This window comes from Terrimesophilobacter mesophilus, assembly GCF_014200375.1.
Taxonomy (GTDB): domain Bacteria; phylum Actinomycetota; class Actinomycetes; order Actinomycetales; family Microbacteriaceae; genus Terrimesophilobacter; species Terrimesophilobacter mesophilus.
The window spans coordinates 159,209-179,490 of the sequence record NZ_JACHBP010000001.1 but is presented as its reverse complement, the minus strand read 5'-3'; the positions used below and the strand labels follow the sequence as shown (position 1 = coordinate 179,490).

Sequence of the window (20,282 nt, the reverse complement as noted above, 5' to 3'; positions counted from 1 at the left end):
CATGGCACAACTCGACTGGGAGCCCATCGACAACCGAGCGGTGGACACTGCCAGGATTCTGGCGGCGGATGCGGTCGAGAAGGTCGGGAACGGACATCCTGGCACGGCGATGAGCCTCGCTCCTGCCGCCTACCTCCTGTTCCAGAAGGTCATGCGCAGGGATCCGAGCGACACGGCGTGGCTCGGCCGGGACCGTTTCATCCTCTCCGCGGGGCACTCCTCGCTCACGCAGTACGTCCAGCTCTATTTCGCAGGCGACGGACTCGAACTCGACGATCTGAAGTCGCTTCGCACCTGGGGGTCGAAGACCCCCGGGCATCCGGAATACGGCCACACCGCGGGTATCGAGATGACGACGGGCCCCCTTGGCCAGGGCATCTCCTCCTCCGTGGGGTTCGCATACGCGTCGCGGTATGAACGCGGACTGTTCGACCCGGATGCGCCGGCCGGAACCAGCCCGTTCGACCACTTCGTCTACGTCATCGCGAGCGACGGCGACCTCGAGGAGGGCATCTCGAGCGAGGCGTCCTCTCTCGCCGGCCACCAGAAGCTCGGCAATCTCATCGTCATCTACGACGACAACCAGATCTCGATCGAGGACGACACCGACATCGCATTCACCGAGGATGTCCCTGCGCGCTACGAGGCGTACCACTGGCACGTCCAGGTCGTGGACTGGAAGAAGACCGGCGTCTACACCGAGGATGTCGCCGAGCTGCATCGCGCGATCGAGGTTGCCCAGGGCGAGACCGACCGGCCTTCGCTCATCGTGTTGCGGACGATCATCGGATGGCCGTCGCCGACCAAGCAGAACAGCGGCAAGATCCACGGTTCCGCCCTCGGCCCGGATGAGCTGGCCGCCGTCAAGAAGGTGCTCGACTTCGACCCGGAGAAGAATTTCTTCGTCGAGGACAGCGTGATCGAGCACACCCGCAAGGCGCTCGACCGCGGCAGGGCAGAACACGCGGAGTGGCAGAAGTCGTTCGACGCCTGGGCCGGCGGCAACCCCGACCGCAAGGCGCTCCTCGACCGGCTGGAGTCGGGCGCCCTTCCGGCCGACATCGAGGCGGTGCTGCCCGCCTTCGGGTCCGAGAAGGACATGTCGACCCGTGCCGCATCCGGCAAGGTCATCAACGCTCTCGCCGCCGTCATGCCCGAGCTCTGGGGCGGCTCGGCCGATCTCGCGGAGTCGAACAACACGACCATCGAGACGGCGAAGTCCTTCGTGCCGAGCGAGCACTCCACTCACGAGTGGTCCGGAGCCCCGTACGGGCGCGTGCTGCACTTCGGCATCCGCGAGCACGCCATGGGCGCCATCATCAACGGGATCGTGCTGCACGGCCCGACGAGGGCATTCGGCGGCACGTTCCTGATCTTCAGCGACTACATGCGAGCGGCAGTCCGGCTCGCCGCCCTCATGCAGATCCCGTCGATCTACGTGTGGACCCACGATTCCGTCGCACTCGGAGCGGACGGCCCGACCCACCAGCCGATCGAACAGCTCACGGCGCTGCGGGCCATCCCGGGTCTGGACATCGTGCGGCCGGCGGATGCGAACGAGACGGCCCACGCCTGGCTCGAGATGCTTCGGCGAAGGAAGGGACCGGCCGGGATCGCCCTCAGCCGGCAGAACCTCCCCGTGTTCGAGCGCGGAACGGGAGCCGCATCAGGCGACACGCTCGCGTCGGCCTCGAACACCTCCAGGGGTGCCTATGTGCTCGCAGAGGCGCCGGGTGGCTCCCCCGATGTCATTCTCATCGCGACCGGCTCCGAGGTTCAGTTCGCACTCGAAGCGCGGACGCAACTCCAGGCCGACGGGGTCAACGCCCGCGTCGTCTCCGCGCCGTGCCTCGAATGGTTCGAGGAGCAGGATGACGCCTACCGGGAATCCGTCCTCCCCGCGTCGATCACGGCGCGAGCGTCGATGGAGGCGGGGATCGCCCTCGGCTGGCGCGGGATCGTCGGCGACCGCGGCCGCAGCGTCTCGATCGAGCACTTCGGAGCGTCGGCGGACTACGAGACGTTGTATCGCGAATTCGGCCTGACGACAGAACACCTCGTCGACGCCGCAAAAGAGTCCATCGCCGCTCAGGCGTGAACACAGGAAAGAAGAAGCAATGACCGACAACACCAGCCCGCTCGCCGAACTCTCTGCGGCGGGAGTCAGTGTCTGGCTCGACGACCTCTCGCGCGAACGCATCACCTCGGGAGGACTGCAGGATCTCATCGACGACCGGCATGTCGTCGGTGTGACGACCAACCCCACGATCTTCGCGAATGCGCTCGCCCAGGGCGACGCCTACGACGCGCAGGTGGCGACGCTCGCCGCAGCGGGCAGCAGCGTGAGCGAAGCCGTCGTCGACATCACAACACATGACGTCGCGAGGGGCTGCGACCTCTTCCGACCGCTGTTCGATTCCACCAACGGCCTGAACGGTCGAGTGTCGATCGAGGTCGAGCCGGCTCTCGCCCACGACACGGAGGGCACGATCGCACAGGGCAGGATGCTCTGGGACACGGTCGGCCGCCCCAACGTCATGATCAAGATCCCCGCGACGGTGGAGGGCCTCGGAGCCATCACCGAGCTCACGGCGATCGGCATCAGCGTGAACGTGACCCTGATCTTCAGCCTCGAACGCCACCGCGAGGTGGTGAACGCCTACCTCAGTGGTCTCGAGAAGGCGAAGGCCGCCGGGATCGACCTTGCGGGAATCCGCTCCGTCGCATCCTTCTTCGTCTCCAGGGTGGACACCGAAGTGGACAAGCGTCTTGCCGCCATCGGAACTCCGGAGGCGATGGCGCTCAAGGGCAAGGCCGGAATCGCCAACGCCCGCCTCGCATACCAGGTCTTCGAACAGGCATTCGCGTCGGAGCGGGCCAAGGGTCTCATCTCCGCCGGCGCGAACCTTCAGCGGCCGCTGTGGGCGTCGACCGGCGTCAAGGATCCCGCGTTCAAGGACACGCTCTACGTCGAGGAGCTCGTCGCACCGGATGTCGTCAACACGATGCCCGAGAAGACCATGGAGGCGGTCTTCGATCACGGTGTGATTCGCGGCGACACCGTCACCGGCAGCTACGCGGACGCGAACGCGGTCCTCGACGAGCTCGCGGGCCTCGGGATCTCGTACGACGATGTCACGGATCTGCTCGAGAAGGAGGGCGTGGACAAGTTCACCGTGTCCTGGAACGAGTTGCTCGACACCGTTTCGGCGGCGCTCGACTCCGCCCGCGGAAAGTAGCCGCCATGAGCTTCGACATCACGGTGAGCGGCGCATCGCTCGAAGCCGTCGAACGGATCGTGCCGCAATTGGTGACCGACCTGGTCGCCTCCCGCATCGCCGGGCAGGACTCGAGCCTGTGGGGCCAGGATGCCGAGGCCGAGGCGGCGAAGAGGCTCGGCTGGACAGAGGCCGTCGTCGTCTCCGATCCGCTCGTCCCGGACATCCTCGCCCTCCGCGACAGGCTGCGCAGCGCCGGTGTCGACCACGTCGTCCTCGGGGGGATGGGCGGTTCATCCCTCGCCCCGGAGGTCATCACCAGGACGGCTGGCGTCGAACTCACGATCCTCGACACCACCTCCCCCGGTCAGATCCTGGCCGCCCTCTCCGACCGGCTGCCGACGACCGCCGTCGTGATCTCGTCGAAGTCGGGCTCGACGGTCGAGACGGACAGCCACAAGCGCGTGTATGAGAAGGCCTTCCGCGACGCGGGAATCGATCCGATCGAACGCATCGTCGTCGTGACGGATCCGGGATCACCGCTCGACGTCTCCGCGAGGGCGGACGGCTACCGGGTGTTCAACGCCGACCCGAACGTCGGTGGCCGCTACTCCGCTCTCACCGCGTTCGGCCTCGTCCCCGCCGGGCTCGCCGGGGTGGACATCGCGGCACTGCTCGATGAGGCATCGTCGGTGGCCGGTCGCATCGCGGTCGATCAGGACGACAATCCCGCGCTGATCCTGGGAGCCGCGATCGCGGGGACGAGGCCGCTCAAGGACAAACTCGGCATCATCGCGGACGGCACGTACATCGTCGGATTCGCGGACTGGGCCGAGCAGCTCATCGCCGAGTCCACGGGCAAGCTCGGAAAGGGCCTGCTTCCCGTCGTCCTGGAGAAGGATGCGCCGGAACTCGGTGACAACCTCCCGGACCTGCAGATCGTCAGGCTCGTCGAGAGCGCTCGCGCGACCGAAGAGGTCGAGGAGGGCGAGATCGAGATCAGCGGAACCCTCGGAGCGCAGATGCTCGTCTGGGAGACCGCGATCGCGGTCGCCGGACGCATCCTCGGTATCGACCCGTTCGACCAGCCGGATGTCGAGTCGGCCAAGGAGGCGACGCGCGGCCTCCTGAATGACCGGCCGGAACTCCCGGCTCCCGCGTTCGTCGATGGCGGCATCGAGGCGCGCGCGACCGCCGACGCGCTCACCGCATCCGGCAGCATCCTGGGAGCCATCGACGCACTGCTCGCACAGTTGCCATCAGACGGCTACCTGAGCATCCAGGCCTACCTCAACCGCCACCAGCTCGCGAAGGCGGTCGAGCTGCGCGAGTTGCTGGCGGCCAGGGCCGACCGGCCGGTGACCTTCGGATGGGGTCCACGGTTCCTCCACTCGACCGGCCAGTTCCACAAGGGCGGCCCCGCCGTCGGAGTGTTCCTCCAGCTCACGGCGGACGAACCTCGCGATCTCGAGATACCCGACCGTCCGTTCACGTTCGGCGAGCTCATCCGCGCGCAGGCCCAGGGCGATGCCGCAGTGCTCGCCCTGCACGGCCGCCCCGTTCTGACGCTCACGCTGACCGAGCCGGCCGACGGGCTGCGCTCCCTGCTCTCCCTGCTCAGCTGAGTCCATGGCGCCGGTGGAGATCACGCGGGACTTCAACCCGCTGCGGCTGCCCTCGGATCGTCGGCTCAATCGCATCGCAGGGCCGAGCGCACTCGTCATCTTCGGCGTCACGGGAGACCTGGCCCGCAAGAAGCTCATGCCGGCCGTCTACGACCTGGCGAACCGCGGACTCCTTCCCCCAGGCTTCGCTCTCGTCGGGTTCGCGCGACGCGAGTGGGCAACGCAGGACTTCGCACGCGAGGTCCACGACGCGGTCAAGGCGCACGCGCGCACGCCGTTCGACGAGGACGTCTGGACCCAGCTCTCGCAGGGCATCCGCTTCGTGCAGGGGGACTTCGACGACGACGACGCGTTCGACCGCCTGGGGGCCACTCTCCGGGAACTCGATGAGACGCGCGGGACAATGGGAAACCACGCGTTCTACCTGTCGATTCCGCCCAAGTCCTTCCCGCAGGTGACGGAGCAACTCCGACGCTCAGGGCTCGCGGAACAGCGGAACGGCCAGTGGAGACGAGTCGTCATCGAGAAGCCGTTCGGAAGCGATCTCGCGTCCGCGCGGCTGCTCAACAATGTCGTCGAATCGGTGTTCCCCGCCGACTCCGTCTTCCGCATCGACCACTACCTGGGCAAGGAGACGGTGCAGAACATCCTCGCCCTGCGCTTCGCGAACCAGTTGTGGGAACCGATCTGGAATGCGCGCTCCGTCGACCACGTGCAGATCACGATGGCGGAGGACATCGGCGTCGGCGGTCGCGCAGGTTACTACGACGGCATCGGCGCGGCGCGCGACGTCATCCAGAACCACCTCCTCCAGCTGCTCGCCCTGACCGCGATGGAAGAGCCGGTGTCGTTCGACGCGAAGGACCTCCGGGCGGAGAAGGAGAAGATCCTCTCCGCCGTGCGCATCGGAAGCGATCTGTCGCTCACGACAGCACGGGGGCAGTATTCGAGCGGTTGGCAGGGCGGGGAACGGGTGATCGGCTTCCTTGAGGAGGACGGCATGGATCCGCACTCTCTCACGGAGACGTACGCTGCCATCCGCCTCGGCATCAACACACGGCGCTGGTCAGGCGTCCCGTTCTACCTCAGGGCCGGCAAGCGACTGGGCCGACGAGTGACCGAGATCGCCGTCGTGTTCACGCGGGCGCCGCAATACCTGTTCGCGGAGAGCCAGACGAGCGCACTCGGACAGAACGCGCTCGTCATTCGGGTGCAGCCGGATGAGGGGGTCACCATCCGATTCGGATCGAAGGTGCCGGGGGCCGGCATGCAGGTGCGCGACGTCACGATGGACTTCGGATATGGCCACGCGTTCACCGAGGCGAGCCCCGAGGCCTATGAGCGTCTCATCCTCGACGTCCTGCTCGGGGACCCTCCGCTCTTCCCTCGACACGAGGAGGTCGAGCTCAGCTGGAAGATCCTCGACCCCATCGAGGAGTTCTGGGCTGGGCAGGGCCAGCCGGAGCAGTACCGCCCAGGCACGTGGGGGCCGGTCTCCGCGGATGCGCTGCTCGCCCGCGATGGACGAGTGTGGAGGCGGCCATGATCGTCGAGCTGCCCGGGACGACGACGAGCGGCATCTCCCGCGCGCTCGTGAAGATTCGTGAGGAGGGCGGCGCCGTCGCGCTCGGCCGCGTCCTGACCCTGGTGATCGCGACCCGCCACGGTGCGGAGGAGGAGGCGATCGCCGCAGCGAACGCCGCATCCCGTGAGCATCCGATGCGCGTGATAGTGCTCTCCACTCCCCTGCCGGCGACCGAGGGCGGTGACTCACGGCTCGACGCGCAGATCCGTGTCGGTGGTGACGCGGGCGCGAGTGAAGTCATCGTCCTGAGAGCCCACGGCGACACCGCGAAGAACGAGGAGGGACTCGTCACGGGACTCCTGCTCGCCGACGCGCCGGTCGTCGCCTGGTGGCCGGCGGATACCCCGGATGTCGTCTCCGACTCCCCCATCGGCCGGATGGCCCAGTGCCGTATCACCGACGCGGCAGCCCAGCCGGATCCCAGGGGCTTTCTCGCCCACCTGGCACGCACGTACCGACCAGGCGACACCGACTTCGCCTGGACGAGGCTCACACTGTGGCGCGCACAGCTCGCTGCCGTCCTCGACCAGCCGCCATTCGAGACGATCACCGGCATCGAGGTTCAAGGGGCGTCGGACTCCCCGTCGACGACGCTGCTCGCGGCATGGCTGCAGAGCCAATTGAAAGTTCCCGCCCGGCAGGAGCTCCGAGGGCCGACGGGGTCCAGTGCGGGCATCCACGAGGTCAAGCTCGAACGCGCATCCGGAACCATCACCCTCGTGCGCACCCAGCCCACGATCGTGACACTGACGCAGCCGGGCCAGCCGGTTCACGACATCTCGCTTCCTCGAAGGAATCTTCGCGATTGCCTCTCGGAGGAACTGCGGCGGCTCGACCCCGATGACCTGTTCGGCGATGTCCTCCAGAACGGCCTTGCGGATCTCAGCTCACCGCACAGGACGGCCTGACATGTCAGAGAAGCGGCGTGTTCTCGTCTACGACGACCGGGCGTCGCTCATCGCCGGCATCGCCGATCGATTCGTCGGCGTCATGACCGAGGTCCTGGCCGCACGCGACGAGGCGTCGATCGTCCTCACCGGCGGAACGGTCGGTATCGCGGTGCTCGCTGCGCTCGGTTCCCCCGAGCGCGTGTCCCTGGTCGACTGGGAGCGGGTGCACCTGTGGTGGGGGGACGAGCGTTGGCTGCCCGCCGGCGACGCGGAACGCAACGATGAACAGGCCCGGGAGGCGTTCCTGGATCGGATCGGGTGCCCGCCGGCGAACATCCATCGCTTCCCGTCTTCCGACGGCCCCCTCGATCTGGATGCGGCTGCGCGAGCGTACTCGGACGAGCTCGCGCGCGCGTCTGGCGACGGTGAGCGTCACCCGGCCTTCGACCTCGTCTTCCTCGGGGTGGGTCCGGATGCCCACATCGCGTCCTTGTTCCCCGGCCGGGAGGAGATCCGGGAGCGCGAGGCGACCGTCATCCCGGTGCGGAACTCCCCGAAACCGCCGCCCGAACGCCTGAGCCTGACACTCCCCGTCATCAATTCGGCCGATCGGGTCTGGTTGTGCCTCTCCGGCACGGACAAGGCCACGGCACTCGGACTCGCCCTGGCGGGCGCCAACGTCTCCGAAGTGCCTGCAGCGGGCGCTGAAGGCCGCCTGCGCACGGTCTTTCTCGTCGACAGCACAGCGGCTGCCGATGTGCCGCAGGACCTCCTCACCGACGGCGGGGTCGCCTGAGGCCGATCGTTCGATCGCGCGCTGCCGGTCAGGCCTGGCTGATCCGCACCATGTTGCCCGAGGGGTCGCGGAACGCCGCATCCCGCACGCCCCAGAACTGGTCCGCGGGCTCCTGGAGGATCTCCGCGTTGCCCGCGGCACGCACCCTTTCGAAGGTGCCGTCGAGGTCATCCGTGCGGAACAGGAGCCCGGGCAGCTCCCCCTTGGCCAGCAAAGCCGCCATCAGGTCGCCGTCCTCCGCCGAGCGCCCGGCCTGGGGCTGCGACAGCACGATCTCGATCTCCGGCTGGTCCGAGGTCACGAGCGTGATCCACCGGAACCCATCATTCTCCACCTCATTGCGGACCTCGAGTCCCAGGGTGTCGCGATAGAACTCCAGCGCAGCATCCGGATCATCGACGAACACGTGCACATGGCTGAGGGATACCGTCATCTCACCATGCTACGACCGGCCTGCGCGGCCTGCCCAGCTGCATCGCGGCACAGTTCGGGATGACGGTCGACGCGTCGTGGAGGCGGCCGCGGTACGCGCTCGGGGACTCCCCCACCACCTCGGCGAACCGGGCACTGAACGAGCCCAGGCTCGTGCCGCCCACCGCAAGACAGACGTCGGTGACGCTCATTTCGCCGCCCCTCAGCAGGGCCATGGCGCGCTCGATCCGCCGCATCATGAGATAGGAGTATGGTGTTTCGCCGTACACGTCCCGAAACCGTCGGCTGAAATGAGCGGTCGACATGAACGCGCTGCGTGCGAGAGCCGGAACGTCGAGGGGCCGAGCGAAATCGCGGTCCATGAGACTTCTCGCGCGCCGGAGGCGACCCAGTTCTTCGATGTCCACGCCCGTCATGATCGCGGGAGGTGAAGACTCAGGCCGAGGTGCGCCCGCGTCGGGCACGCAGTTGTTCCAGTGCCTCGTGCAGGAGCGTCGCGGCCTCCTGCTCCGTGCGGCGTTCCTTCACGTAGGCGAGGTGCGTCTTGTACGGCTCGAGTTTGGCCACCGAAGGAGGATTCTCCTTGTCGCGCCCCGCCGGCAGTCCGCAGTTCGGGCAGTCCAGCTGCTCGGGGATCTCCTCCGGCTCGATCGTCGCGAGGAAGTACGGCTTCAGTTCGTGGCCGTTGGCACACCAGTAGAGGACCTGGATCCGGTCGGCGTGGAAGCCCCTGTCCTGCTCGCCCATGGGCCCGGCTCCCACACGGGATCCGCGGATTGCGCTGCCACCAGATGCCACGATTGTCTCCTTAGACGCCGGCCTGGAACTTGGTGATGAGGCCGAGAACGATGATGCAGGAGACCCACACGAGTCCCAGGATCACGGTGAAACGGTTGAGGTTGCGTTCGGCGACACCGGACGCGCCGAGGTTCGATGTGGTTCCCCCTCCGAACATGTCGGACAGTCCGCCTCCGCGACCCTTGTGCAACAGGATGAGCAGGGTCAGCAGGAGGCTCGTGATACCGAGCACGACCTGCAGGATGACCTGGAGAATTTCCACGGGATGGTTGCCTTTCTGGGGGCAGTAGCCGTTGACCAGTATAACCGGCGGCGGGGCGTGGGCCGATTCAGCTCACACGCCGACGTGACTCTGGAACCGCGCGATCTTCGCGAACTCCTCGACCACGAGGCTCGCTCCGCCGACGAGCGCTCCATCGACATCGGGCTCACGAAGGAAACTCGCGATGTTGTCGGACTTCACAGAACCGCCGTACAGGATGCGCGTGCGCGCTGCGGCATCCGGCCCCATGGCGCCCTCGATGACCTCGCGAAGCCGTGCGGCGACGCTCTCGGCCTGCTCCGGCGTCGCAGCCCGGCCGGATCCGATCGCCCAGACGGGCTCATAGGCGACCACGAAGTCCGCGCCCTCGGGAAGCCCCTCCAGCGCGACGCCCAGCTGTTCGACCGGCACGGCGCTCGCACCGCGGGTCTCGAGGTCCTCCGCCGTCTCACCGACGCAGATGACAGGAACCAGACCGTGCCGGATCGCTGCCGCAGCCTTGGACCCGACGATCGCATCCGTCTCGTGGTGGTACGCGCGACGCTCCGAATGCCCGACGATCACGAACCGGCAGTCGAGCGCCTTCAGGAATGCACCGGAGATCTCCCCCGTGTATGCGCCGGAGTCGTGCTCGGAGAGATCCTGTGCGCCGAAGAGGATCGGGAAGTGGTCCGCCGCGATGAGGGACTGCACCGACCTCAGGTCGGTGAACGGCGGAAACACCGCCACGTCGACCGTGCGGAAGTCGAGTCTCGCGTCCTGGAGGCTCCAGGCGAGCTTCTGCACGAACGCGATCGACTGCAGGTGGTTGAGATTGAGCTTCCAGTTTCCCGCGATGAGCGGTGTCCGCTTCGATTCCGGCGTCACGGCCATCCGAGTACCTCCAGTCCGGGGAGGCGTTTGCCCTCGAGGAACTCGAGGCTCGCACCGCCTCCCGTTGATATGTGTCCAAAGCTGTCGTCGCTGAATCCCAGGGTGCGCACCGCCGACGCTGAATCGCCGCCGCCGACCACGGACAGCCCGTCGACGCTCGTGAGTGCCTCGCCGACCGCACGGGTCCCTGCCGCGAACTCCGGGAACTCGAACACTCCCATGGGTCCGTTCCAGAACACCGTGTGGGAGTCTCGGATGATGCCAGCGAACCGTCCTGCGGACTCCGGACCGATGTCCAGGCCGATGCCCTTCGCCCCCCAGCGCGTGTCCTCGATCCCATCCACCGGACGGACGACGTGCTCCGCGTCGGCCGAGAAGCCGGACGCGACCACGACATCCGAGGGCAGGATGATGTCGACGCCGAGCTGCCTGGCCTTCTCGAGGTACCCGCGCACGGTGTCGAGCTGGTCCGCTTCGAGAAGGCTCGCTCCGACCGGGTGGCCCTGTGCGGCGAGGAACGTGAACATCATGCCCCCGCCGATGAGAAGCGACGTCACGCGCGGAAGGAGGTGCTCGATGACACCGAGCTTGTCCGAGACCTTCGAGCCGCCCAGAACCACCGTGTACGGCGTCGCAGGATCGGTCGTGAGTCGCTCGAGCACGCCGAGCTCCGCCTCGATCAGTCTTCCGGCCGCGCTCGGAACCAGTTCCGCCAGTGCGACGACGCTCGCCTGGTCGCGATGGACGACGCCGAAACCGTCCGATACGAATGCGTCGCCGAGCTCCGCGAGCTTCTTCGCGAAGTCACGGCGCTCGTCGGCGGACTTTGACGTCTCCCCCGCGTTGAACCGCAGGTTCTCCACGAGAGCGATGTCGCCGTCATCGAGCTCGCCGACCGCGCTCTTCGCTGCGGCGCCGACGGTGTCGCTCGCGAACACGACCGGCTTGCCCAGCAGTTCGCTCAGACGCTGGGCGACGGGCGCGAGGCTGTATTGCGCATCCGGCGTCCCATCCGGCCTCCCGAGGTGAGCCAGAACGACGACGCGCGCCCCGGCGTGGATGAGTTCGTTGAGGGTCTGCAGCGACGCACGGATACGACCGTCGTCGGTGATGACCTCGCCATCCAGCGGGACATTCAGATCGCACCGGACGAGAACCCTCGTGCCGGAGAGCTTCCCCAGCGACTCGATCGTTCGCAGCGTCATCGACGCGGTCAGGCCAGACGGGCGGCGACGTACTCGGTCAGGTCGACGAGACGGTTCGAGTAGCCCCACTCGTTGTCATACCAGCCGGCGACCTTCACCTGCGTGCCGATGACCTTGGTGAGCCCAGAGTCGAAGATGCACGAGTGCGCGTCGCCCACGATGTCACTCGAGACGATCGGATCGTCGGTGTAGCTGAGGAGGCCCTTGAGTGCGCCGTTCGCAGCCGCCCGGTACGCAGCGTTCACGTCGTCGACAGTGAGACCCGCACGCGTCTCGATCGTGAGGTCCGTGATGGATCCGGTGGGAACCGGTACCCGAAGCGCGTAGCCGTCGAGCTTGCCTACCAGCTCGGGCAGCACGAGGCCGATGGCCTTCGCCGCACCGGTGCTCGTCGGCACGATGTTGATGGCTGCCGCCCGCGCACGACGGAGGTCGCTGTGCGGCCCGTCCTGCAGGTTCTGGTCGGCCGTGTACGCGTGGACGGTCGTCATGAGTCCGCGTTCGATCCCGAAGTTGTCCATGAACACCTTGGCGAGAGGAGCGAGGCAGTTCGTCGTGCACGATGCGTTCGAGATGATGTCGTGGCGGGCGGGGTCGTACTCCCCCTCGTTCACGCCCATGACGAACGTCGCATCCTCGCCCTTCGCGGGTGCGGAGATGATGACCTTCTTCGCCCCTGCGTCGATGTGCTTGCGCGCATCCTCCGCATTGGTGAAGCGGCCGGTCGACTCGATGACGATGTCGACGCCCAGCTCTCCCCAGCCAAGCTCGGCCGGATCCCGCTTCTCGAGGACGATGATGGGCTTCCCGTCGACGATGATCCGGTCACCGTCGACCTCGACGCTCTCGGCAAGTCTGCCGCCCACCGAATCGAACTTCAGGAGTGTCGCCAGGGCGGTGTTGTCCGCCAGGTCGTTGACTGCGACGAGCTCGAGGTCGCTGCCCTTGGCGAGTGCAGCACGGAAATAGTTGCGGCCGATCCGGCCGAAGCCGTTGATACCGATCTTCACGGACAAAAGGAGACTCCTCGGGGGTGGTGTTGGATGGCCGCTATGACAGTACCAGCAGGCCAGACGTCTTCTCGCGCGCGGCACTGAAGCGCTGGGCCACGTTACCCCAGTCCGCGATGTTCCAGAACGCCTTGATGTAATCCGCCTTAACATTCACGTAGTCGAGGTAAAATGCGTGCTCCCACATGTCCAGGAGCAGGATCGGGACCGTTCCGGTTGCGAAGTTCCCCTGGTGGTCGTAGTACTGCTGCACGAGCAGCTTCTGCCCGAGGGAATCCCAGACGAGCGCACCCCAGCCGGAGCCCTGGATGCCCGCGGCCGCGGCCGTGAAGTGGGCCGTGAACTTGTCGAACGAGCCGAAGTTGTCGTTGATCGCCGCGCTCAGTTCGCCCTCAGGGGTCCCGCCGCCGTCCGGAGAGAGGTTCGTCCAGAACACCGTGTGGTTGACGTGCCCTGCGAGATTGAAGGCGAGATCCTTCTCGAGCTTGTTGATGTTCGCGAAGTCCTGCGCGTCACGAGCCTCCGCGAGCTTCGCCAGCGCCGTGTTCGCACCGTCGACGTAAGCCTTGTGATGCTTGTCGTGGTGCAGTTCCATGATGCGCGCGCTGATGTGCGGCTCGAGCGCTGCGTAGTCGTAGCCCAGATCGGGGAGGGTGTAGTCAGCCATGATGAGTGAATCTCCTAGCGTTTGTTGACCACTCCAGTCTATCCCGGCTGCCACGGGGGTTTCCGGCGCGGGGCCAGGCGACCCCGATGCCAGGCGACGTCGGTGTCAGGCGACGTCGGTGTCAGGCATCCTCGTAGTCCGGCGGGAGGTTCGCGTCAGTGCCGGGGATGCCCTTGTCGATCGCGACCTTGTCCGCCATCGCGAGCAAGCGCCGGATCCTGCCGGCGACGGCATCCTTCGTCATGGGAGGATCCGCGTGGTGCCCCAGCTCATCGAGGCTCGCATCCCGGAACCGAAGCCGCAGCTCGCCCGCGTATCGCAGGTGATCCGGGACGTTGCCGTCCAGGATCTCCATGGCCCGCTCGACGCGTGCGCACGCCGCGACGGCGGCCTGTGCGCTCCTCCGGAGGTTCGCGTCGTCGAAGTTGACGAGCCGATTGGCCGTCGCCCTGACCTCGCGGCGCTGACGGAGTTCCTCCCAGGCGAGGACGGTGCGCGCCGCGCCCATGTGGACGAGCATCGCGCTGATGGCCTCGCCATCGCGGACGACGACGCGATAGACGCCGCGAACCTCCCTCGCCTTCGCCTGGACCTTCAGCCTGCCTGCGGCTCCGACGAGCGCCATCGCCGACTCGTTTCCCGGGCAGGTGACTTCGAGCGCAGCGGAGCGGCCGGGGTCGGTCAACGAGCCGCGAGCGAGGAAGGCGCCGCGCCAGATGGCGGCGAGCTCCTCCTGCGAGCCGGTCGTCAGTCGATTGGGCAGGCCGCGTACCGGCCTGCGCCTGGCGTCGAGCAGACCGGTCTGACGCGCGAGCGTCTCACCGTCGAGCACCCGGACGAGGTAGTGGCTCGTCCGCCTGGCGCCCGATGCCGACATGACGGAGAGCTCGCTGCGGACGCCGTACAGTTCGACGAGATCGCGCCTGACCCGCTGTGCGGTCTCCGCTGAATCCAGTTCGGATTCCACCGCGATCCGCCCCGAGATGAGGTGCAGGCCGCCCGAGAACCTCAGGATGGTGGCGAGTTCGGCCGCTCTCACCGTGGTCTTGCTCGTATCGAATCTCGCGAGTTCATCCTTGACGTCACCAGTCAATGCCACGAATCGGTCCTTTCCGCTGTGCCAGGCGCATGATCATTCCCGTCCGAGGTCACGATGTTTCACGTTGACAGCAACGCCGGGGAAACCGCGGATGATCGTCGCGAGCGTCTCGGCAGCGGCGACGGAGCGGTGCTTGCCCCCCGTGCAGCCGATCGCGATCGTCGCGTGACGCTTGTTCTCTCGCTGGTAACCCGCCAGCACCGGCTCCAGGGCGGAGGCGTAGGCGTCCACGAATTCCCGCGCGCCCTCCTGGCTGAGCACGAATTCGCTCACCTGCGGATCGAGTCCGTTGAGGTTGCGCAGCTCAGGCACCCAGAAGGGGTTCGGAAGGAAGCGCATGTCCGCGAGCAGATCCGCGTCGGTGGGCACCCCATACTTGAACCCGAAGCTCACGAGAGTCACGCGGACACCGGGTGTTCCCTCCTCGGCGAAGATCTCGGACACCTTCGTAGCGAGCTGGTGGATGTTGAGATCCGAGGTGTCGATGACAATGTCACTCGATTCACGAATCTCCAGCATCTGGGCGCGTTCAGCGCCGATCCCGTCGAGGAGCGTTCCAGAACCCTGGAGCGGATGCGGGCGGCGGACCTGTTCGAAGCGCCTCACGAGGGCGTCGTCTGTCGCCTCGAGGAAGAGCACGCGCAGGGCGGACGAAGAGCGGAGGGACTCGATCGTCTGCTGCAGGTCTGCGAACAGCCGGCCGCCGCGAACGTCGGTGATCGCGGCGATCCTCGGAATCGTGTCGCCGGCCTTCGTCGCCAGCTCCACGAGTGGGGTGATCATCTGCGGCGGAAGGTTGTCGACGACATACCAGCCGAGGTCCTCGAGAGCGTTCCCGACGGTCGACCGGCCGGCACCGGACATTCCCGTCACGACAAGCACCTCCTGTCGCGAAGTATCCGTTGTCATTGCGTGTTCATGCCCTCACTCGGCTCGGCCGCTGTCCGCCGATGCATGACAGCCTACCGACTTCATCCGTCCCCGGATGCCGACGGTGCGAGCCGGTCGTGGATCGCGATCGCGATGGTCGGTCCGATTCCGCGCACCTCGGCGATGGCCTCGGGGCTCGCTCTCCGCAATTGCGCGACGGAGCCGAAGTGACGGAGCAGGTCGCGAACGCGCGCGGGACCGAGACCGGGAATCGCCGTGAGCACGGAGGTGATATCCGTCTTCCGCTTGAGCCTCTGGTAGGTGATCGCGAAGCGATGCGCTTCATCCCTGATGCGCTGGAACAGGAAGAGAGCATCGCTGTTGCGAGGCAGGATGACCGGGTATTCGGAGTGCGGGAGCCAGATCTCCTCGAGCCGTTTCGCGATGCCGCACAGCGCGATGCTGCCCGGCCCGTCCGTCGGGATGCCCGCATCGCGAAGCGCACGTTCCGCCGCCTGGACCTGCGGCTGGCCACCGTCCACGATCAACAGGTTGGGCCGATAGGCGAACCTCCTGCGCGGCGCGGCATCCTCCGTTTCATCGACGTCCCTCTCGTCCCTCTCATCCCTCGCAGACCGCTCGTCGTCGAGACGGGCAAGGCGGCGGGAGAGGGTCTGGTAGATCGACTCCGTGTCGTCCGTAGACTCCGGGATGCTGAAGCGACGGTACTGGTCCTTCCTCGGGAGGCCGTCCTCGAAGACGACCATGGACGCCACGATATTGGTACCGCCGAGATGGGACACGTCGAAGCATTCCATGCGCAGTGGAGCATCCCCCATCCCCAATGCCTCCTGGATGTCGGACAGGGCCTGGGAGCGGGCGACGAAGTCACCGCTCCTGCGCGTCTTGTAGCTGGCGAGGGCGCTCTGGGCATTGCGGTTCACCGTTTCGGCGAGCTGGGCGAGGTCGCCCCTCTGGGCGACCCGCATCGTCACGCGCCCGCGGTGCCCTCCCGCCGCACGAAGTTCGGACAGCAGCCGCTCGAGTTCGGCCGAGTCCTCGGGAAGGGTCGGGACGACGACGAGCTTCGGCGGGGTGATCGCCTTCTCGCCGTCGCTGCCGCGCCCCGCCGACTGCTGGTACGCATTGTGGACGACGGTCTCCACGAGCTCCGGCTCCGCGAGGTCCAGTTCCTTGTCGACGACCCAGCTTCGCACCCCCCGGATGCGCCCTCCTCTCACCGAGAAGAGCTGGATCGCCGCTGCGAGCTCGTCGTGGGCGAGACCGAAGAGGTCGGCGTCGACGGTGTCCGGGAGCACGATGGTGTTCTTCGACAGGACGGTCTCGATGGCCGCGAGCTGGTCGCGGTAGGTCGCGGCGGACTCGTAGTCGAAGCGCTCGGACGCCTCCTTCATGCGACGGGTGAGGTCGGCCGTGAATTTCACGTCGTTCCCCGACATGAAGGACGCCAGATCGAGCGCGACCGACTTGTGGTCCTCTTTGCTGATCCTGCCGACGCAGGGCGCAGCGCACTTGCCGATCTCACCGAGCAGGCACGGCCTGCCGGTCTGCTCCGCGCGCCGATAGGTGGCATCCGAACAGCTCCGCATCGGGAAGACCTTGAGCAGCAGGTCGAGGGTCTCCCGGATGGCCCACACCTTCGTGTACGGGCCGAAATAGCGGGCGCCGGAGATCGAGCGGTTGCGCGTGATGAGCACTCTCGGCACATCGTCGGCGAGGGTGATCGCGAGGTAGGGATACGACTTGTCGTCGCGGAACTGAACGTTGAACGGCGGGTTGAACTCCTTGATCCAGCTGAACTCGAGCTGAAGCGCCTCGAACTCGCTTCCCACGACGGTCCACTCGACCGAGTTCGCCGTGGTGACCATGCGGCGCGTGCGCTCGTGCAGGCTCGAGAGCGGCGCGAAATAGTTGCTGAGTCGGGCGCGCAGGTTCTTCGCCTTGCCGACGTACAGGATCCGTCCTGCGGCATCCCGGAACCGATAAACCCCAGGTGAGGTGGGAATCTCGCCTGTCCTGGGCCGGTAGCTCACCGTCGTGGTCATGTGCGCTCGAGAGCGAGGGCTTCCTTCAGGAATCGTCCGGTGTGGCTGGTCTTGGATCGAGCGAGCTGTTCGGGCGTGCCCTCGGCAATCACCTCGCCTCCGCCGGCCCCACCCTCAGGACCAAGGTCGATGATCCAGTCTGCAGACTTGATCACGTCGAGGTTGTGCTCGATGACGATGACGGTATTGCCCTTCTCCACGAGACCGCCCAGCACGAGCAGAAGCTTACGGACATCCTCGAAGTGCAGGCCGGTCGTGGGTTCATCCAGAACATAGATGCTGCGTCCCATTGACCGCCGCTGCAGTTCTGTCGCGAGTTTGACTCGCTGCGCCTCGCCTCCCGACAGGGTCGTCGCGCTCTGGCCGAGCCGCACGTAACCGAGGCCCACCTCTTCGAGCGTCTTCAGGTAGCGGTGGATGCCGGTGATCGCCTCGAAGAACTCGGCGGCTTCGCTGATCGGCATGTCGAGGACTTCGGCGATGTTCTTGCCCTTGTAGTGCACCGCGAGGGTGTCGCGGTTGTAGCGCGCCCCGCCGCACACCTCGCACACGACATACACGTCGGGCAGGAAGTTCATCTCGATCGTGATCGTGCCGTCGCCGGAACAGTTCTCGCAGCGCCCGCCCTTGACGTTGAAGCTGAACCTGCCCGGAAGGTAGCCGCGGGCCTTCGCCTCCGCCGTCTCCGAGAAGAGGGTTCGGATGCGATCGAACACACCGGTGTAGGTCGCCGGGTTGGATCGCGGAGTCCTGCCGATGGGAGCCTGGTCGACGTGGACGACCTTGTCGAGGTTGTCGAGGCCCACGATGCGCGTGTGCCTGCCGGGGATCTGCCGCGCGCCGTTCAGCTCGTTCGCGAGGGCCCGATACAGGATGTCATTCACGAGCGAGGACTTGCCGGACCCGCTCACACCGGTGACGGCGATGAACGTGCCGAGCGGGAATCCGACCGTCACATTCTTCAGGTTGTTCGCGCGGGCGCCCTCCACGGTGAGAATCCGCTCGGGATCCACGGGGCGACGGTTCTTCGGCGTTGCGATCGACCTGCGCCCGGCGAGGTAGTCGCCGGTGATGGACCCGGTGTTCTCGATGAGTCCCTGGTAGCTCCCGGAGTGGACCACCTCTCCCCCGTGTTCGCCTGCGCCGGGGCCGATGTCCACGATCCAGTCCGCCGTCCGGATCGTGTCCTCGTCGTGCTCGACGACGATGAGGGTGTTGCCCAGGTCACGGAGTTTCACGAGCGTCTCGATGAGTCGCCGATTGTCGCGCTGGTGCAGACCGATGCTCGGCTCATCGAGCACGTAGAGCACTCCGGTCAGACCGGAGCCGATCTGCGTCGCGAGCCGGATGCGCTGCGCCTCTCCGCCGGAGAGCGAGCCGGCGGTGCGGGAGAGATTCAGATAGCTCAATCCCACTTCCAGAAGGAACTCGAGGCGCGCCCTGATCTCACGGAGCACGGCGGCGGCGATCTTCGCCTCGCGGGCCGACAGCTCCAGCTCGCTCATGAAGGCGAAGGATTCCGCGAGGCTCAACTCTGACACCTCGGCGATATTGCGATCGCCGACCGTCACGGCGAGGACCTCCGGCCGCAACCTGGCGCCGTGGCACACCGCACACGGGATCTCCCGCAGGTAGTTCGCCCAACGCTGGCGAGCGGAATCGGTCTCGGCCTCCTGGTACTTCCGCTCGATGTACGGCATGACGCCCTCGAACCCGGTCGAGTAAGTGAGCTCCCGGCCGAACCGGTTCTTCCACTTCACCGTCACCTTGAAGTCGTTCCCCCGGAGCACGGCGTCGTGAACCTCATCCGGCAACTCCGACCACGGTGTGTCGAGTGAGAAGCCGAGGTCCGATGCAAGGCCTTCGAGCAGCCTTTGGAAATAGTTGAAGAGACCCTTTCCCGATTGAGTCCATGGCAGGATGACACCGCTCGCCAGGCTCAGCGATGGGTCGCCGAGTACGAGCTCCGAATCCACCGACATCCGCGTGCCGAGCCCGGAGCACTCCGGGCACGCTCCGAACGGCGCGTTGAACGAGAACGTTCTCGGCTCGATCTCGGTGAGCTGCACCGGATGCCCGTTCGGGCACGACAGCTTCTCAGAGAAATTGCGCCACGCGGCGTCGCCCGTCTCATCGACGAAATTGATGGAGACGAGGCCGTCGGTGAGGCGGAGGGCCGTTTCGAGGGAATCGGTGAGACGGCTCAGGATGTCATCCGCCGCCACCAGGCGGTCGACGATGACCGCGATGTCGTGCTTGTACTGCTTCTTGAGCGTGGGGGGCGCGCTCAGCTGGATCGCCTCGCCGTCGACGAGAGCGCGCGAGTACCCGCTCGCCGCGAGCTCCTTGAACAGGTCGACGAACTCGCCCTTTTTCTGCGAGATGACCGGACTCACGACCTGGTACCTCGTGCCGGCATCCAGTCCCATGAGCTGGTCGGCGATCTGCTGCACGGTCTGGCGTTCGATGCGCTCACCGCACACCGCGCAGTGCGGGATGCCAATGCGTGCCCACAGGAGCCGCATGTAGTCGTAGATCTCGGTGATCGTCCCGACCGTCGACCGCGGGTTCCTGTTGGTCGATTTCTGGTCGATCGACACGGCGGGGCTCAAGCCCTCGATGAAATCGACATCCGGGCGGTCCACCTGTCCGAGGAACTGGCGGGCGTAGGCCGAGAGCGACTCGACGTAGCGGCGCTGCCCCTCGGCGAAGATCGTGTCGAAGGCGAGGCTCGACTTGCCCGATCCGGACAGCCCGGTGAACACGACGAAGGAATCCCGCGGGATCTCCAGGTCCAGGTTCTTGAGGTTGTGGACGCGCGCACCACGCACGCGAAGGGTATCGTGACCCGGAATCCGCGCGGAGATCGCTTCGATCATCGTGGAC

The 20,282-nt window shown here is 66.5% G+C and carries 18 protein-coding genes; 6 read left to right on the top strand and 12 right to left on the bottom strand.

Going from position 1 to position 20,282, the window contains the following annotated elements:
• Position 1: 1 nt before the first annotated feature.
• From tkt to pgl, 6 genes are read left to right on the top strand one after another with little or no spacing between them, the layout of a single operon-like run.
• The gene (gene tkt / locus BKA04_RS00840) at positions 2 to 2,098 is read left to right on the top strand and encodes a transketolase (RefSeq protein WP_104094719.1); all 2,097 of its coding nucleotides are present in this window, start codon (positions 2 to 4) and stop codon (positions 2,096 to 2,098) included.
• A 19-nt stretch (positions 2,099 to 2,117) separates the two neighbouring features.
• Positions 2,118 to 3,239 carry a transaldolase gene (tal, locus tag BKA04_RS00835; protein WP_104094718.1) on the top strand — a complete coding sequence of 374 codons (1,122 nt, stop codon included), beginning with the start codon at positions 2,118 to 2,120 and terminating at the stop codon, positions 3,237 to 3,239.
• A 5-nt stretch (positions 3,240 to 3,244) separates the two neighbouring features.
• Entirely contained in the window at positions 3,245 to 4,843 is a 1,599-nt protein-coding gene (locus BKA04_RS00830; RefSeq protein WP_104094717.1) for a glucose-6-phosphate isomerase, read from the top strand.
• A gap of 4 nt (positions 4,844 to 4,847) precedes the next feature.
• On the top strand, positions 4,848 to 6,389 hold the full coding sequence (gene zwf, locus BKA04_RS00825; RefSeq protein ID WP_104094716.1) for a glucose-6-phosphate dehydrogenase: 1,542 nt from the start codon (positions 4,848 to 4,850) through the stop codon (positions 6,387 to 6,389).
• Positions 6,386 to 7,336 carry a glucose-6-phosphate dehydrogenase assembly protein OpcA gene (locus BKA04_RS00820; RefSeq protein WP_104096546.1) on the top strand — a complete coding sequence of 317 codons (951 nt, stop codon included), beginning with the start codon at positions 6,386 to 6,388 and terminating at the stop codon, positions 7,334 to 7,336. Before zwf ends, BKA04_RS00820 begins: the two co-directional genes overlap by 4 nt.
• A 1-nt stretch (position 7,337) precedes the next feature.
• The gene (gene pgl / locus BKA04_RS00815) at positions 7,338 to 8,114 is read left to right on the top strand and encodes a 6-phosphogluconolactonase (RefSeq protein ID WP_104094715.1); all 777 of its coding nucleotides are present in this window, start codon (positions 7,338 to 7,340) and stop codon (positions 8,112 to 8,114) included.
• Positions 8,115 to 8,142: 28 nt separating this feature from the next.
• Here the strand turns inward: pgl and BKA04_RS00810 are convergent, their stop codons facing one another.
• The 12 genes from BKA04_RS00810 to uvrA form a co-directional block, all read right to left on the bottom strand.
• On the bottom strand, positions 8,143 to 8,547 hold the full coding sequence (locus BKA04_RS00810; RefSeq protein WP_104094714.1) for a VOC family protein: 405 nt from the start codon (positions 8,545 to 8,547) through the stop codon (positions 8,143 to 8,145).
• A gap of 1 nt (position 8,548) precedes the next feature.
• On the bottom strand, positions 8,549 to 8,908 hold the full coding sequence (locus BKA04_RS00805) for a helix-turn-helix transcriptional regulator (protein ID WP_416237008.1): 360 nt from the start codon (positions 8,906 to 8,908) through the stop codon (positions 8,549 to 8,551).
• Positions 8,909 to 8,981: 73 nt separating this feature from the next.
• On the bottom strand, positions 8,982 to 9,344 hold the full coding sequence (locus BKA04_RS00800; RefSeq protein ID WP_104094713.1) for an RNA polymerase-binding protein RbpA: 363 nt from the start codon (positions 9,342 to 9,344) through the stop codon (positions 8,982 to 8,984).
• 10 nt (positions 9,345 to 9,354) lie between these two features.
• Entirely contained in the window at positions 9,355 to 9,606 is a 252-nt protein-coding gene (gene secG, locus BKA04_RS00795) for a preprotein translocase subunit SecG (protein WP_104094712.1), read from the bottom strand.
• 72 nt (positions 9,607 to 9,678) lie between these two features.
• The gene (tpiA, locus tag BKA04_RS00790) at positions 9,679 to 10,479 is read right to left on the bottom strand and encodes a triose-phosphate isomerase (RefSeq protein ID WP_104094711.1); all 801 of its coding nucleotides are present in this window, start codon (positions 10,477 to 10,479) and stop codon (positions 9,679 to 9,681) included.
• Entirely contained in the window at positions 10,470 to 11,684 is a 1,215-nt protein-coding gene (locus BKA04_RS00785) for a phosphoglycerate kinase (protein ID WP_104094710.1), read from the bottom strand. Before BKA04_RS00785 ends, tpiA begins: the two co-directional genes overlap by 10 nt.
• Before the next feature lie 8 nt (positions 11,685 to 11,692).
• Complete coding sequence (gene gap / locus BKA04_RS00780; protein WP_104094709.1) at positions 11,693 to 12,700, bottom strand: type I glyceraldehyde-3-phosphate dehydrogenase; 1,008 nt, start codon at positions 12,698 to 12,700, stop codon at positions 11,693 to 11,695.
• Positions 12,701 to 12,734: 34 nt separating this feature from the next.
• Positions 12,735 to 13,361 (bottom strand): superoxide dismutase, encoded by a 627-nt coding sequence (locus BKA04_RS00775; protein ID WP_104094708.1) that lies wholly within the window; start codon positions 13,359 to 13,361, stop codon positions 12,735 to 12,737.
• Between the two features lie 121 nt (positions 13,362 to 13,482).
• Positions 13,483 to 14,460, bottom strand: coding sequence for a DNA-binding protein WhiA (gene whiA / locus BKA04_RS00770; RefSeq protein WP_104094707.1), 978 nt, complete (start codon positions 14,458 to 14,460; stop codon positions 13,483 to 13,485).
• 33 nt (positions 14,461 to 14,493) lie between these two features.
• Positions 14,494 to 15,369, bottom strand: coding sequence for an RNase adapter RapZ (gene rapZ / locus BKA04_RS00765; protein WP_104094706.1), 876 nt, complete (start codon positions 15,367 to 15,369; stop codon positions 14,494 to 14,496).
• Between the two features lie 62 nt (positions 15,370 to 15,431).
• Positions 15,432 to 17,396: an excinuclease ABC subunit UvrC gene (gene uvrC / locus BKA04_RS00760; RefSeq protein ID WP_104094705.1), complete on the bottom strand. Its 1,965-nt coding sequence runs from the start codon at positions 17,394 to 17,396 to the stop codon at positions 15,432 to 15,434.
• The gene (uvrA, locus tag BKA04_RS00755; protein ID WP_232842051.1) at positions 17,393 to 20,275 is read right to left on the bottom strand and encodes an excinuclease ABC subunit UvrA; all 2,883 of its coding nucleotides are present in this window, start codon (positions 20,273 to 20,275) and stop codon (positions 17,393 to 17,395) included. Before uvrA ends, uvrC begins: the two co-directional genes overlap by 4 nt.
• Positions 20,276 to 20,282: the final 7 nt, after the last annotated feature.

Coding starts and splice junctions, on each gene's coding strand:
- tkt (WP_104094719.1), top strand. CDS start 2: ATGGCACAACTCGACTGGGAGCCCATCGACAACCGAGCGGTGGACACT.
- tal (WP_104094718.1), top strand. CDS start 2,118: ATGACCGACAACACCAGCCCGCTCGCCGAACTCTCTGCGGCGGGAGTC.
- BKA04_RS00830 (WP_104094717.1), top strand. CDS start 3,245: ATGAGCTTCGACATCACGGTGAGCGGCGCATCGCTCGAAGCCGTCGAA.
- zwf (WP_104094716.1), top strand. CDS start 4,848: ATGGCGCCGGTGGAGATCACGCGGGACTTCAACCCGCTGCGGCTGCCC.
- BKA04_RS00820 (WP_104096546.1), top strand. CDS start 6,386: ATGATCGTCGAGCTGCCCGGGACGACGACGAGCGGCATCTCCCGCGCG.
- pgl (WP_104094715.1), top strand. CDS start 7,338: ATGTCAGAGAAGCGGCGTGTTCTCGTCTACGACGACCGGGCGTCGCTC.
- BKA04_RS00810 (WP_104094714.1), bottom strand. CDS start 8,547: ATGACGGTATCCCTCAGCCATGTGCACGTGTTCGTCGATGATCCGGAT.
- BKA04_RS00805 (WP_416237008.1), bottom strand. CDS start 8,908: ATGGACCGCGATTTCGCTCGGCCCCTCGACGTTCCGGCTCTCGCACGC.
- tpiA (WP_104094711.1), bottom strand. CDS start 10,479: ATGGCCGTGACGCCGGAATCGAAGCGGACACCGCTCATCGCGGGAAAC.
- BKA04_RS00785 (WP_104094710.1), bottom strand. CDS start 11,684: ATGACGCTGCGAACGATCGAGTCGCTGGGGAAGCTCTCCGGCACGAGG.
- BKA04_RS00775 (WP_104094708.1), bottom strand. CDS start 13,361: ATGGCTGACTACACCCTCCCCGATCTGGGCTACGACTACGCAGCGCTC.
- rapZ (WP_104094706.1), bottom strand. CDS start 15,369: ATGACAACGGATACTTCGCGACAGGAGGTGCTTGTCGTGACGGGAATG.
- uvrC (WP_104094705.1), bottom strand. CDS start 17,396: ATGACCACGACGGTGAGCTACCGGCCCAGGACAGGCGAGATTCCCACC.
- uvrA (WP_232842051.1), bottom strand. CDS start 20,275: ATGATCGAAGCGATCTCCGCGCGGATTCCGGGTCACGATACCCTTCGC.